Source organism: Streptomyces sp. NPDC058401 (assembly GCF_042722885.1).
In the GTDB taxonomy this organism is placed as follows: Bacteria; Actinomycetota; Actinomycetes; order Streptomycetales; family Streptomycetaceae; genus Streptomyces.
The window spans coordinates 15,375-28,502 of the sequence record NZ_JBHXKA010000033.1 but is presented as its reverse complement, the minus strand read 5'-3'; the positions used below and the strand labels follow the sequence as shown (position 1 = coordinate 28,502).

Sequence of the window (13,128 nt, the reverse complement as noted above, 5' to 3'; positions counted from 1 at the left end):
GGAGATGGCCCGGTGGCCGGTGGTGGGTGTGGGCAGTGTGGCGCCGGGTGCGCTCAGCCCTGGGGCGGACCCGGCTGCGAAGGGTTTCCCAGTGTCACGTCCCCCACCCGCAGGGCGGCCACCGATCCGTGGTCGGCCCTGACCTCCACGTTGCCCCCCACCGCGACGCCGTGGGATCCCGCCGACACCGCGCCGGGGGCAGCCTGCTCCTGGACCAGGGCCCGCAGCTCGGCCACGACCCGCTCACGCTCCGCTCCGGCCACGTCTTCCAGTACGGCCTCGAACCGGGTCTGCCAGGAAGCCTCCTGACGCAACCGGACCCGCTCGGCCTCCGCCGATGGCTGCGCCTCCAACGCGCCGGCGGTGCGGTCCAGCCGTTCCAGTTCCGCGCGCTCGCGCTCACCGTCCCCGCGGCCCAGCAGCCGGGCCACCCGGACCCGGAACGACTCCCACGCCTGTGTTCCCGCGGCCTGGACCACAGCCGTACCGCCCGCCGTGGCCAACGTCACGAGCCCCTCTTCCAGCATCCCCGACCCCTCGCTCACGTCCGGTGCGCCGCCCTTGCGGACCGTAGCTCCGTCGCGATGCCGCGCAGGGGGCCTCGGGCGGCATTCCCTCTCCTACGACGGCCAGCGTAGGCCTCCCGCAGGGCCGGAGTTGGCCGAACCGTGAGGTCGCCGAGGGGCGGCCGATGCCGCGGGTCACCGGTGCCGCCGCAGCCGCCGACACGCCTAGTGCTCCGGTCGGGCGCCGCCCGTTGCCGCGTTCCGCCGTCCAGGCCGACCCATCCGGGTGAAGCGTCCGAAGCTCCCTCCCGACGTGGGCACGCGGCAGTGGGCCGGCACGGCCTTTCGGCCCCGCGCCGGCCCGACCACCTATCCGCCTATCCGCGTGTCCGCCTGTCCACCTATCTGCCGTCAGGGGGCGTCGACGAGTACCCGGCCGTCGGTCGGCAGCGCGGCCGCGAGGCCGTTCGCGTACGCGTTCTGCACGCGGGATCGCTCGGTTGCGTTGGGCACGGCGTTGGTGCAGGCCGTACCGGCGCTGGAACCGGACATCAGCTGGGAGCACGGCCCCGGCTTGGTGTCCGGGAGGCCCAGGCTGTGGCCCAGCTCGTGCGCGGCGATGCGCGTCTTGTTGTACCCGTCGCTCACGGCCTGCGCGCCGAGTTCGACGCGAACCTGCCGCCCGGGACGGACCGGGCCGAGGGTGGCCTGCGGCCAGCCGGTGGTGGCCACGATGACGATCTCGGCCCGGACCCCGGGCGCGGCCTCCACCAGCCGAACGTTGCTGACGTTCGCGTTCCAGGAAGCGACCCCGGAGGCGATGGCCGCTTCCCAGCCGACGGCCCGACTGTCGTCGTAACGGAGCGTCACCACCGCTGCGGAGCCGTCCGGTATGGATGCGGGTGCCGCCGTCGCGGCGGTGGCCGCCGCGAGAACCATTGCGGCGGCGGAGGTGCCGATTTTCAGCCAGGTGCCCAGAGACATGGTCGCGTTCCTTCATGTGTGGGGGGATCCGGCCCCTCGGCGGAGCGGGCCGGGGCACTGGAGGCGCCGCCACCCCCGCCTGTGGCCGCAGGTTCGGACAGCCGCCCCTCCGGAGCCCTAAGAAAGTAGCCCCACACCCCACCAGCCCGTCATGCACCTGCCAGCCAATTCCGGCAGACACTCCAGCCGATGCCCGGTCAGCGGGCGCCGCCATTCAGGCGGTTCTCGCGGTGCCGCTCTCGGCCGGCGCGCTACCGCAGGGCGGCCGCCCCGCCCTGACCGACACCCATCCGGTGCCACCGCCGCACCCGTGCACACCGGGTTCCATGGCGGCGACCAGTGGGCGGATTCGTTGCTCGGGCGCCTCCGGCGGCAGCAGGGACGAGCGAGGGCCGAAGGTGGAGGGCAGGCCGAGGCAACCCGGAGCATGCGCCCGGTGTGTCCAGAAAAGGATGGATGTTGGTCTGATGTAAACAATGATCGGATCGCCCCCGGCGCCTCCCCCAAAAAGGAGTCAGACAATGAGGCCACTGCGCCACTCCCGCCAGGCCACCACCTTGCTCGCCGCGCCCGCCTTCGCCCTCACCCTCGCCGGCCTGGCCGCCACCCCCGCTCACGCCGCCACGATCAACGTCACCTGCTCCCCCGCCGCCCTCATCCAGGCCATCGCCACCGCGAACAGCACCCCCGCCACCTCCGACACCCTCAACCTCGCCCGTGACTGCACCTACGCCTACACCGAGCAGGTCGCCGGCCCCGGCCAGGCCGCGCTCCCCCAGATCACCAGCTCCCTCACCATCAACGGGCGCAACGCCACCATCACCCGCGACGACGACACCGACAACGAATTCCGCTTCTTCAACCTCCCTCCCGCCACCACCGGGAACCTGACGCTCCGAGACCTTGCCCTCATCAACGGGAAAGCCGGAGGCAGCACCCAGGGCGGGGCCATCCAGCTGGGATTCAACACCCTCGTCACCCTCAACAACTGTCGCCTCATCGGCAATACCGCCGGCAACGGTGGCGGCGCCGTCAACAACAACAACGGGACCCTTCGCGTCGTGGGTTCCTACCTCAACGGCAACAGCACCGAAGCCGGCAACGGCGGCGCCATCCTGAGCAGCGGCACCACACGCGTGGACCGCAGTGTCTTCACCAACAACTCCACCGGCCCCGTCACCGGCGGCAACGGCGGAGCGATCTCGCACAACAGCATCTCCTCACCCTTCGCCCTGGCCACGAGCATCCTCACCGGCAACGAAGCACAGGGCCTGGGCGGCGCCATCCACAGCAACAGTTTCTCCGCGACCGTCACCGACAGTCAGATCCGCGGCAACGACGCCAGGACCGGCGGGGGCATCGCCAACTTCGGCACGCTCACCACCAACGTCCAGACCACCATCCGCAGCAACACCGCGAGCTTCTCCGGTGGCGGCATCTACAACTTCGGGACCCTCACCACCCGCAACACCGTCATCGACGGGAACGCGGTCACCCAGGGAACCGGCGGCGGCATTCACAACCAGGGCGATGCCACGCTCAACGACTCCCGTGTCACACGCAACACCGCGGCCCACGGCCCCGCCGGTCTCCACAACAACGGCGGAAGCGTCACTCTCAACCACACCACCATCGCGAACAACAACCCCGGCAACTGCGATCCCTCGAACCCCGCCGTCACCGGCTGCGCCCGGTAGGCCCCGCGCATGCACGGCCCCGCCAAGGCCTGACCGCCGCCCACGCGATGGCCTTCAGGTGTTTCTCACTCGGGGAGGAAACCCGAGGCCGGTCGAGGTTCCCGCTCCACTGAAGGATCCGTGGAGCGGAAGTGCGCGCGGTGTTCCCGCAGGAAGGCGTCGAGGGTGCGGGGCGGGCGGCCGAGGAGGTCGGTGACCGTGGTGGTCGGACGCTCGGGCCGGGTGACGGCGAGCTGCTGGATCTCGGTCACGTGGTCGGCGAGCCAGTCGGGCATGTTGGCGTTGTGGATGAGGCCGGCGCGGAGTTCGTCCGGCGGGAGGTCGACGTAGCGGACCGCACGGCCCGTCAGAGTGGCCAGCCGTGCGGCGAGTTCGGGGTACGAGACGGCTTCGGATCCGGTCAGGGTGTAGGTGCCGCCGGCGATGCCGGGCGTGGTGAGGGCGGCCGCGGCGACGTCGCCTATGTCGCGGCAGTCGACGTAGTTGCAGGGCGCTTCGCCCATCGTGCCGAGGATGACACCCTGGGCGACGGCGGGAGCCAGGCGCAGGAGGTTCTGCATGAACGCGTAGGGGCGCAGGACGGTGTGGGTGAGGCCGCAGGCCCGCAGGTGTTCCTCTACGACGTGGTGTCCGCGGGAGACCGCGACCGGAGAGTCGGGTTCGGCGGCGGGTGCGGAGATCTTGACGATGTGGCCGATGCCGGATTGGGCGGCGATGTCGATGGCGCGGGTTTCGAGCGCGACCTGTTCGGGGCCGTTGGCCATGGCGAGGAAGAGCTGGCCGGCGCCCTTGAACGCGGTGCGCAGGGACTGCGGGTCGGCGGCGTCGGCGTACTGGACCTCGACGGGCAGCGGGTGCGTGCCGGTCGCGCCGGGGATCGGGACGTGTGGGGTGCGGGTCAGCGCGCGGACGGGTGCGCCGAGGGCGAGGAGACTGTGGAGCAGGGCGTTCCCGGTGGCTCCGGTCGCTCCCATGACGACGATCATCGCGTACTCATTCCTTTGCTCGTTCCTTGGTGGTTCGGTCGGTCCGTGGTCCGTCGGGCGGGTGGGCCCGGCAAGATCCGAAAGAGACGGCCTACGCCGGGTGGCCCGGCAGTGCCGGGGTGGTGGCGCGCCAACGGAGGGTGACGATGGTGGTGGCGAGGGCCGCGGAGACCGGCAGGTCGATGCGCAGGCGCTCCAGCCAGGGCGCGGCGGGTACCGGGGTGTGGGCCGGTACCCATTGGGCCGTGAACCATGCCAGCAGGGCTGCCGCGCCGGCGGTGGTGATGACGAGTGCGGCGGTCAGGGCGAGGCGCGGGATGGTGACGGTCCAGCGCCGGGGCCGCCCGCCGCGCCGCAACCAGACGCCGACCAGGAACGCCACTACGGCGGAGGTGCCGGCGATGGAGGTGCAGGCGGCCACGGCCAGGTCCCGCTGCCCGCTGACGAGACCTGGGGTACCGGCCATCAGCGCGGGGGCGGCGTAGGCGGTCAGCACCTCGCGCCACAGGATGAACGGCCGGGGCGGCCGGGTGCCTGCTCGATCGCGGCTGGTTCTGTCCTTCGTTGTGGGCATGCTGGCCTCTTTCTCGTACGTGCGAGGGAAGCGAAGGATCGTGGCGATGGGCGGGGGCGGGGCTGCAGGCCCATGCCGCCACCGATATAATTAGGCAGCTAACTACAAGATTAAAAAAGGGCCCGCCCTGAGGGCGGGACCAGAACGGCGGAGCGTGCGGTCAGTCGGCGACCAGGGCCGCGCTGCCGCGGACCACTCGGGCGAGCAGGTCCAGGAACACCGCGCGCTCCTCGGCGGAAAGGCCGCCCACCATCGCTTCGAGCCGCCTGAAGTGCTCTGGCGCCATGTCGCGCAGGAGCTGCGCACCACGCGCGGTCAGGATGGCCACGGTGCCCCGGCCGTCCTCCAGGGAGGGCCGGCGCGCGATCAGGCCTTCACGTTCGAGGCCGTCCAGCAGGCCGGTGACCGTGGCCCGGGAGACTCCGAGGTCGGCGGCGAGGCGCGACGGGGACTTCTCCCCGCCGTGGTCTTCGAGGTCGGCGAGCACTCGGTAGCGCCCCGTCGACAGGCCGAACCGGGCGAAGTGCACCTCGGCCATCCTGCCGACCCGCGCGCCCGCCGAGATCAGCCGCACCGCGACCAGCACCGCCTGCGGATCGACCTCCAGGCCGTAGTGCTCGACCTGCTTCCTGGCCTGGTCCAGCGTGGGCGCCTCGCCGTCGATGCCGTCGCTCTTCATGTAGGTAATATGGCGCCTAACTACTTGACCTGTCAAGGCCGGGGCTACCCGGGGGTAGGATTCCGCCGGGTCGGACGTCGCTCGTGGTTGCCGACGGAGTGGTACGTCACACGGGGCAACCCATGCCGTTCCACTGCGTCTTGACCTCCCGGGTGGGACTCCGCCCCACCCCCGCGTTCGAGAGGCTCTCCTTCATGCCCCTGGTCGGTTCCGGCTTCAGCGTCCTGTCCGAGGACTTCGCCGCCGCCCCCCACCGCCACTTCGCACGGCTGCGCGACGAGTCTCCGGTGCACTACGAGCCGTCGATCGACAGCTACTTCCTCTCCCGCCACGCCGACGTGAAGAGGGTGCTCACCGACCATGAGGCCTTCACCACCGCGACGTTGCAGGTGCGCGCCGAGCCGGTGATGCGCGGCCCGGTCCTCGCCCAGATGACCGGGGCCGAGCACACCGCCAAGCAGAAGATCTTCGTCCGCGGCTTCACCGGACATGCCCTGCGGGACCAGACGCGTGCCATCCGCGCGAACGCCTCGGAGCTGATCGCCCCGTTCCTCCCGAGGGGGCGGGTGGACCTCGTCAACGACTTCGGCAAGCCGCTCGCCGTGCGCGCGACGCTCGACGTCCTCGGCCTGGACAAGCGGGACTGGCGGCAGGTGGCCGAATGGCACAGCGGGGTAACCGAGTTCATCACCAGCATCGCCCTCACTCCCGAGCGCCGTCGGCACTGCCTGGACCGGGCCGAAGAGCTGGAGGCGTACCTCCTCCCCGTCATCGAGCACCGGCGCCGGCAGCCGGGCGAGGACCTGATATCGGAGCTGTGCACCGCCGAGTTCGACGGGGCCGCCATGACCAACAGTGAAGTCCACGCGCTGATCGTCAACGTGCTCGTCGCCGCGACCGAGCCCGCCGACAAGACGCTCGCCCTGCTCTTCAGGCACCTGATCGACCACCCCGGGCAGCTGGCCCGGGTGCGAAGCGACCCGGCCCTGTTGCCCGCCGCGATCGCCGAGACCCTGCGCTACACGCCGCCCGTCCAGCTCATTCCCCGCCAGGCGGAGCGGGAGACCGTGCTCGGCGGTACCACCCTCCCGGCCGGCGCCACGGTCTTCTGCATGATCGGCTCGGCCAACCGCGATCCGGGCGCCTTCGCCGCCCCGGACACCTTCGACATCGACCGTCCCGACCTGGGCGCCGCCCGCTCCTTCACCGCTGCCGCCCAGCACCTGGCCTTCGGTACCGGACTCCACCAGTGCGTCGGAGCCGCCTTCGCCCGCGCGGAGATCGAGACCGTCGCCGCGCTGCTCCTGCCCCTGCTGGAGCAGGTCCGGTACAGCCCCGGCTTCCGCTACCGGGAGACCGGCCTCTACACCCGCGGCCCCGCCTCCCTGTCCCTCGACTTCACCCCCGTCCACGGAGCCGACGGCGCCCGCCGCGGCTGACGCCCCGCACACCCGAACCCCCGTAACCCCGAACCCCCGTAACCCCGCACACGGAGAAGACAAGAATGCCGCCGACCGACATCACCCGGGCCATCAACGACCTGCTGTTCACCCCGGACCTCGGCCTCGACGAGGCCCTCGACCGGCACTTCGCCCCGGACTACCGCCAGCGCACCGACGGCGTCTGGACCGACCGGACGGAGTTCACCCAGCACATGACACGGCTGCGCTCCCTGATCCTCAGCGGGCACATCGAGGTCCATGACGAACTCCGCGACGGATCGCGCTACGCCGACCGCCACACCGTCACGGTCACCCGGCACAACGGCCGCACCTCCCGCACCGAGGTGTACCTCTTCGCCGAACTCGCCCCCGACGGACGCTTCCAGCGCGTGGAGGAGACCACCCTGCTCGTCACCGGTGACCCCGACGACGAGAACCTGGGACACGTCCGGTGACCCGGAACGGGCCCGTCCTGCCGAACGGGCCTGCCGAGGGAACGAGTTGAGGAGCCGGAGGGCCGGCACCGCACGTGCGCGTGCCGGGCAATGAGGACAGGGGGAGCCGTCATGGTGTCCGTAGGAGAGAGACTGAGCAACGCGCGGGTCCGGGCCTTCATCGGCCGGGACGAGCAACTCGCGCGTTTCGGGAAAGCGTTGGGGGGCGATCCGCAGGCGCCGTTCGCGTTCTACGTGTTCGGGGCGGGCGGGATCGGGAAGTCCACGCTGCTGCGCCGGCTCTCGGACCACGCCCGTACGGCGGGCCGGCAACTCGTCGAACTGGACGGCCGCTTCGTCAGCAGGGACCCGGCCGATTTCGAACGCGCGGCCGCACCCTTCCTCGACGTGCCCGGCACGGTCCTGGTCGTGGACTCCTTCGAGCACTGCCAGTGGCTGGAAAGCTGGCTGTGGCACCACTTCCTGCCGCGCGCGGCGGACGGCGCCCTGGTCGTCCTGGCCGGCCGGCTCGCACCGCAGCCGCAGTGGACCGCCGACCCCGCCTGGGCCGGGCTCCTGCACGTGACCGAACTGGAGCCCTTCTCCGAGGAGCAGGCACGGAGCATGCTGGCCGCGTCCCGGCTCCGACCCGAGATGCGCGGCCGGGTGATGCGCTTCGCCGGAGGCAACCCCCTGGCCCTGTCGCTCGCGGCAGCCGCGGGGCCGGCGGGCTGCGGCGGGGAGGAGACCTGGACCCCGTCGGCGGACGTCCTGCGCACCCTGCTGGCGGGGCTGATCGGTGAGGTGCCCACCGCCGCCCACCGGCGCGCCCTGGAGGTGGCGGCGCAGGCGTACACGACCTCCGAGGAACTCCTCTCCGCGGTGCTCCCCGAGGAGGACGCCCACCTCCTCTTCTCCTGGCTGCGGGACCTGCCCTTCATCGAGTCCACGCACCGCGGGCTCCACCCGCACGACGCCGCGCGCGAGACCCTGGCCGCCGACCTGCGGTGGCGGGCGCCCAGCACCTTCACGGCGACGCGCCGGCGGATGGCGGAGGAGTACCTGCGCGTCCTGCGGGAGGCGCCGGAGGAACGGGTCTGGACCGTCACCGACGAACTCTTCTACCTCTTCCGGGACGGCGCGACCCTGGCCCGGCTGCGCACCTGGTCCCGTGAGAACGAGGTGCACGACCGCCCCCTGCACCCGGGCGACCTGGCGGTCGTCCTGCGCATGGCGGCGGAGACCGAGGGGCCGGACTCCGCGGAACTGGTCCGCTACTGGGCGCAGCGCCAGCCGGAGGCCTTCAGCGTCTACCGGCTCGTGAGCACGGGCCGCATCGTGGCGTTCACCGCCCGGCTCGCCCTGTCCGCCCCGGCCGACCCCCAGGACGTGGCCACCGATCCGGTCGTCGCCGCGGCCTGGGCGCACACCGAGGCCACCGCTCCGGTGTCCGCCGGCGAGCACATCGGCATCAGCCGGTTCTCGATCTACCCGGAGCACTACCAGGTCCCCTCGCGGGTCATCGACCTGAGCAGCTCCCGCGCCCAGGCGGAATCCGCCCGTGCCCGCGGTCGCGCCTACGGTTTCGCCGTCTTCCGCGACGCCGAGACCTGGGGCGCGCGCGTCAGGGGCACGCTCGGCGACACCGGAGCGCGCCCCCGGGTGGGCGAGTACACCTACGGCGTGTTCGGCGTCGACTGGCGCCGGGAACCCGTGGAGACCTGGATCCGGCGCTTCATATCGGCCACGGAGCAGCCGGTCCCCTCGGGGCCCGCGCCCGGCGCGCTCGCCTCGCGCGCCGCCTTCGACCAGGCCGTGCGCGAAGCGCTGACGCACTGGCGCAACCCGGCCGCCTTCGCCGCGGGCGCACTGCTGCGAGCCCGCCTCGCCGACGGATTCGGTGATCCCCCGAAGGAGTTGCGCGCCCTGCTGGGCCGGACCGTGGACGGCCTCGCCGGCGACCCGCGCGGTGTACGGGCCCGTGAGGCCCTGACCGCCGGCTACTTCTCCGGCGCACCCACGCAGGAAGCCGCGGCCCGCCGCCTCGCACTGCCCTACGGCACCTACCGGCGCCACCTGCGCCAGGGCCTCGACCTGCTGTGCGAGGCCCTGTGGCAGCAGGAACTGGACGGTCCGCGCAAGGCCCCGTAGCGCGAGCCGGTCCGGAACCGCCGGAAGTCCACTCCCCCGCCAACGCAGGTGCGTACGGCGGCCGGTGGACAGCGGCGGACAGGAGTGGACAGGGCCGGCCCCGCTTCCGGTCTGGAGAGTGGACAGCGTTCCGCACGAGTCTGTGCGTCATGAACCTCCCCCACGCACCGACCGCTCCGGCACAGCCCGTGCCCCGGACCGGAGCCGCACTCGCGGCGCTCGCCGCGGCCCAGTTCACGGTCATGGTCGCCACCTCGAACGTGAACGTGGCGCTCCCGCGGATCGCCGCCGGGATCGGGCTGTCGGACGGCGCCACCACCTGGGTGGTCAATGCCTACGGCCTGGCCTTCGGGGCCCTGCTCCTCGCGGGCGGCCGGGCCGCCGATCTCCTCGGGCGCCGCCGGGTGCTGCTCCTCGGTCTGGGACTGTTCGCCGTGGCCTCGCTGGTCGCGGGACTGGCCGCATCCGCGGGCGTGCTGATCGCGGCACGCGCCGTTCAGGGCCTCGGGGCCGCGGCCATCGCCCCGGCGGCACTCGCCCTGGCACTGGCCCTGATCCCGCCCGGGCCCGGACGGAGCAGGATCCTGGGGGTATGGGGTGCGGTCTCCGGTGCGGGAGCCGCGGGCGGTGTCCTCCTGGGTGGCGCCCTGACCCAGGCATGGGGCTGGCCCTGGATCTTCCACTCGGTGGCATTCGGGACGGCACTGGTCCTGGTCACCGTGGTGGTATCCGTTCCGCGGAGCGCCGAGCGGGCGACCGGACGGTTCGACCTGCTGGGCACCGCCGCCGTCACCGTCGCCCTCACCTGTCTGGTCTGGGGTCTGACCACGGCACGCGGGACCGGCTGGACCGACGTACGGGTGCTGGCCGCACTCGGCGGCTCCTTCCTGCTCCTGGCGGCCTTCGCCCTGATCGAGATCCGCAGACCGGACGCGCTGCTGCCGCCGCGCCTGTTCGCCACCGGCCGGGTCGCCGCGGGAAACCTGCTGATGGCCCTGCTGGGGTCCGTGTGGATCGCCCTGTTGTTCTTCCTGCCGCTCTACCAGCAGCAGGTGCTCGGCCAGGGCCCCCTGCTCACCGGGCTCGGCCAACTCCCGCTCGCCGCCGCCAACATCATCGGCTCGTCCCTGGCGCCCCGGATCTCCCGGCGCCTCGGCGCCACCGCGACACTGACCGCGGCCCTGCTCACGGAGGCCCTGGGTCTGCTGTGGCTGTCCCGGATCAGTGCCCACGGCAGCTACGCCACGGACGTGCTCGGCCCGAGCATCCTGGTCGGCCTGGGCCTGGGCATCGCCTTCGTCCAGCTCACCGCGCTCGCCGTGGAGGGTGCACCGGCGCGGGACGCGGGGCTGGCCGGCGGCCTGGTGAACACGACGCGCCAGGTCGGAGGCGCGATCGGGCTGGCCGCCCTGGCAACGCTCTCGGGCTCCGTCACCGCGCACGCCGCCACCCACCAGCCTCGCCTGGAGGCGCTCACCAGCGGCTACCGCACCGCGTTCACGCTCTCCGCCTCGGTCGTCGCCGGCACCGCGCTCCTGGCCCTGTTCCTCGCCCGCCGGGCCGGACTCGCAGGCCCGTCCGAAGCGGCTGCCACCGCCCTCCCGTCACCCGACGGCGCGGAGCTCGCCCGCCTTTCCCGAACCGCCTGAACTCGCCGAACCGGCCGGACCGATCTTCCGGCGCCAACGCCGGAGCGAACCCACCATCCCCACCACCTTCACCATCCCCGTCACGACAGGAAGCACCGCCATGGTCACCATCGACGAAACCGCCCCCGTCATCGTCCGCCTGAGCACCACGATCGCCGCCACCCTCGCGACGGTGTGGGCCCTGCACACCGATGTCGAGGACTGGCCCGCCTGGAACCCGGACATCACCCGCGCCGAGCTCGACGGCCCCCTGCTGCCGGGGAGTTCCTTCAGCTGGCAGACGCACGGCTTGGATATCACCTCCACCGTGCTCGAACTGGTGCCCGGCGAACGGAGCGTGTGGGGCGGCCCCACCAGCGGCATCGACGGCATCCACGTATGGACGTTCGAGCAGAGCGGCGACCACGTCACCGTCCACACCGAGGAGTCCTGGAGCGGCGCCCCCGTCGACGCCGCGACGGAGCAGCTCGCCAAGGCCCTCCACGACTCCCTGGAGAGCTGGCTCTCCCACCTCAAGACCCGGGCTGAGCAGACCGTCTGACTCACCGTCATTCCAAGATCCGCGCATACACCGGAAGAGGTTTCGCCATGACGTCCGACAAGCCGTACCTGAACGGCCACTACACCCCCGTCACCGACGAGGTCACCGCCACCGACCTCCGTGTCGAGGGCACCCTGCCCCCCGAGTTGACCGGCCGACTGCTCCGCAACGGACACAACCCGAAGCCCGGGGTGACCCCGACGCACTGGTTCAAGGGCAGCGGCATGGTCCACGGGATCCGGCTGCGCGAGGGCCGGGCGGAGTGGTACCGCAACCGCTGGGTCCGCACACCCGCGCTGGAGGGTGCCCCGTACATGACGGAGAACGGCCCCGACCTGACGGCCAGCACCGCCGGCACGCACGTCATCGAACACGCCGGACGCCTGCTGGCCCTGTGCGAGTCGAACCTCCCCTTCGAGCTCACCCCTGAGCTGGAGACCATCGGGGTCCACGACTTCGGCGGCAAGCTGCGGACCGCGATGACCGCGCACCCCAAGGAGGACCCGGCGACGGGTGAACTCCACTTCTTCGGGTCCTCGCCGTTCCCGCCCTTCCTGACCTACTACGTCGCCGACGCCAAGGGCGAGATCGTCGACAGCGCCGAGGTTCCGGGGGCGACCGCCGCCCTCAAGCACGACTTCGCGCTCACCCGCCACCACGTGGTCTTCGTCGAGGGCAACGTGACCTTCGATCCGACCGACCACTCCGGCATCCCCTACGGCTGGAGCGATCAGCAGCCCTCCCGCATCGGCGTCATGCCCCGCGGCAACGACGGCGCCCGCCGTCTCCGCTGGTTCACCATCGAACCGGGCAACATGCTGCACGTCGCCAACGCCTACGAGGACGGCCGGGGCCGCATCGTCCTGGAAGGTCCCACCGTGGACCGGGAGGGGTTCCAGCTGTCCTGGAACTGGTGGGCCGGCAACCCCGTGCGGGGCACCGAGCCCGTCTCCCGCTCCTTCTCGCGCCGCTGGGTCGTCGACATGGCCTCCGGCAGCGTCGACGAGCAGATCACCGACGACCTTCCCGTGGAATTCCCCACCCTCAACGAGGACTACCTGGGCGTCGAGAACCGCTACCAGTACGCCGTCTCCTTCCCCGACGAGAAGGGCTTCGGCGGCTACGGCCTGGTCAAGTACGACCGCGCCACGGGGGCCCGTCGGATCCACGAGGTCGGCGACGCCCGGATGCCCAGTGAGGCCGTCTTCGTCCCCGCGGCCGGGTCCGCCAACGAGGACGACGGCTACCTCCTGACCGTCGTCTCCGACCTCAAGCAGAACGCCTCGCAGCTGCTGGTCCTCGACGCCTCCGGCCTGGACCGGGTCGCCACCGTCCACCTGCCGCACCGGGTGGGCGCCGGACTCCACGGCTCCTGGCTCCCCGACACCGAGACCGACAACGCCCGCGTGGACATCGGAGGCTGATCAGCCCGAGAGGTGAGGAGGTGAGGCCGGCCCGCGGAGGTTTCACGGGCCGGCCTCACCC

The 13,128-nt window shown here is 72.0% G+C and carries 12 protein-coding genes; 7 read left to right on the top strand and 5 right to left on the bottom strand.

What is annotated here, in order from left to right; translation table 11 throughout:
* Nucleotides 1-53: 53 nt before the first annotated feature.
* Both ACFWNV_RS15055 and ACFWNV_RS15050 read right to left on the bottom strand, forming a co-directional pair.
* Nucleotides 54-509, bottom strand: coding sequence for a hypothetical protein (locus ACFWNV_RS15055; protein ID WP_383946014.1), 456 nt, complete (start codon nucleotides 507-509; stop codon nucleotides 54-56).
* Nucleotides 510-917: 408 nt separating this feature from the next.
* A complete protein-coding gene (locus tag ACFWNV_RS15050; RefSeq protein WP_383946011.1) occupies nucleotides 918-1,490 on the bottom strand; it encodes a snapalysin family zinc-dependent metalloprotease in 573 nt (190 codons plus the stop codon).
* A gap of 521 nt (nucleotides 1,491-2,011) precedes the next feature.
* Here ACFWNV_RS15050 and ACFWNV_RS15045 point away from each other — a divergent pair.
* Nucleotides 2,012-3,187, top strand: coding sequence for a hypothetical protein (locus ACFWNV_RS15045; RefSeq protein ID WP_383946008.1), 1,176 nt, complete (start codon nucleotides 2,012-2,014; stop codon nucleotides 3,185-3,187).
* Between the two features lie 65 nt (nucleotides 3,188-3,252).
* On the opposite strand, the gene ACFWNV_RS15040 is transcribed toward ACFWNV_RS15045, so the two are convergent.
* The 3 genes from ACFWNV_RS15040 to ACFWNV_RS15030 form a co-directional block, all read right to left on the bottom strand.
* Nucleotides 3,253-4,173 carry an NmrA family NAD(P)-binding protein gene (locus tag ACFWNV_RS15040; RefSeq protein WP_383946004.1) on the bottom strand — a complete coding sequence of 307 codons (921 nt, stop codon included), beginning with the start codon at nucleotides 4,171-4,173 and terminating at the stop codon, nucleotides 3,253-3,255.
* 91 nt (nucleotides 4,174-4,264) lie between these two features.
* Nucleotides 4,265-4,747, bottom strand: coding sequence for a hypothetical protein (locus tag ACFWNV_RS15035; protein WP_383946001.1), 483 nt, complete (start codon nucleotides 4,745-4,747; stop codon nucleotides 4,265-4,267).
* Nucleotides 4,748-4,907: 160 nt separating this feature from the next.
* On the bottom strand, nucleotides 4,908-5,426 hold the full coding sequence (locus ACFWNV_RS15030) for a MarR family winged helix-turn-helix transcriptional regulator (RefSeq protein ID WP_383945998.1): 519 nt from the start codon (nucleotides 5,424-5,426) through the stop codon (nucleotides 4,908-4,910).
* Between the two features lie 194 nt (nucleotides 5,427-5,620).
* Here ACFWNV_RS15030 and ACFWNV_RS15025 point away from each other — a divergent pair, with 194 nt between their 5' ends.
* The 6 genes from ACFWNV_RS15025 (at nucleotide 5,621) to ACFWNV_RS15000 (ending at nucleotide 13,067) form a co-directional block, all read left to right on the top strand.
* Nucleotides 5,621-6,865 carry a cytochrome P450, cyclodipeptide synthase-associated gene (locus tag ACFWNV_RS15025; RefSeq protein WP_383945995.1) on the top strand — a complete coding sequence of 415 codons (1,245 nt, stop codon included), beginning with the start codon at nucleotides 5,621-5,623 and terminating at the stop codon, nucleotides 6,863-6,865.
* Nucleotides 6,866-6,930: 65 nt separating this feature from the next.
* The gene (locus ACFWNV_RS15020; protein WP_383945992.1) at nucleotides 6,931-7,323 is read left to right on the top strand and encodes a nuclear transport factor 2 family protein; all 393 of its coding nucleotides are present in this window, start codon (nucleotides 6,931-6,933) and stop codon (nucleotides 7,321-7,323) included.
* A gap of 111 nt (nucleotides 7,324-7,434) precedes the next feature.
* Nucleotides 7,435-9,453, top strand: a complete 2,019-nt coding sequence (locus tag ACFWNV_RS15015; protein WP_383945990.1) for an ATP-binding protein — start codon at nucleotides 7,435-7,437, stop codon at nucleotides 9,451-9,453.
* Nucleotides 9,454-9,602: 149 nt separating this feature from the next.
* The gene (locus ACFWNV_RS15010) at nucleotides 9,603-11,102 is read left to right on the top strand and encodes an MFS transporter (protein ID WP_383945987.1); all 1,500 of its coding nucleotides are present in this window, start codon (nucleotides 9,603-9,605) and stop codon (nucleotides 11,100-11,102) included.
* 100 nt (nucleotides 11,103-11,202) lie between these two features.
* Complete coding sequence (locus ACFWNV_RS15005) at nucleotides 11,203-11,643, top strand: SRPBCC family protein (RefSeq protein ID WP_383945984.1); 441 nt, start codon at nucleotides 11,203-11,205, stop codon at nucleotides 11,641-11,643.
* Between the two features lie 47 nt (nucleotides 11,644-11,690).
* On the top strand, nucleotides 11,691-13,067 hold the full coding sequence (locus ACFWNV_RS15000) for a carotenoid oxygenase family protein (RefSeq protein ID WP_383945981.1): 1,377 nt from the start codon (nucleotides 11,691-11,693) through the stop codon (nucleotides 13,065-13,067).
* The last annotated feature ends 61 nt before the right edge of the window (nucleotides 13,068-13,128 follow it).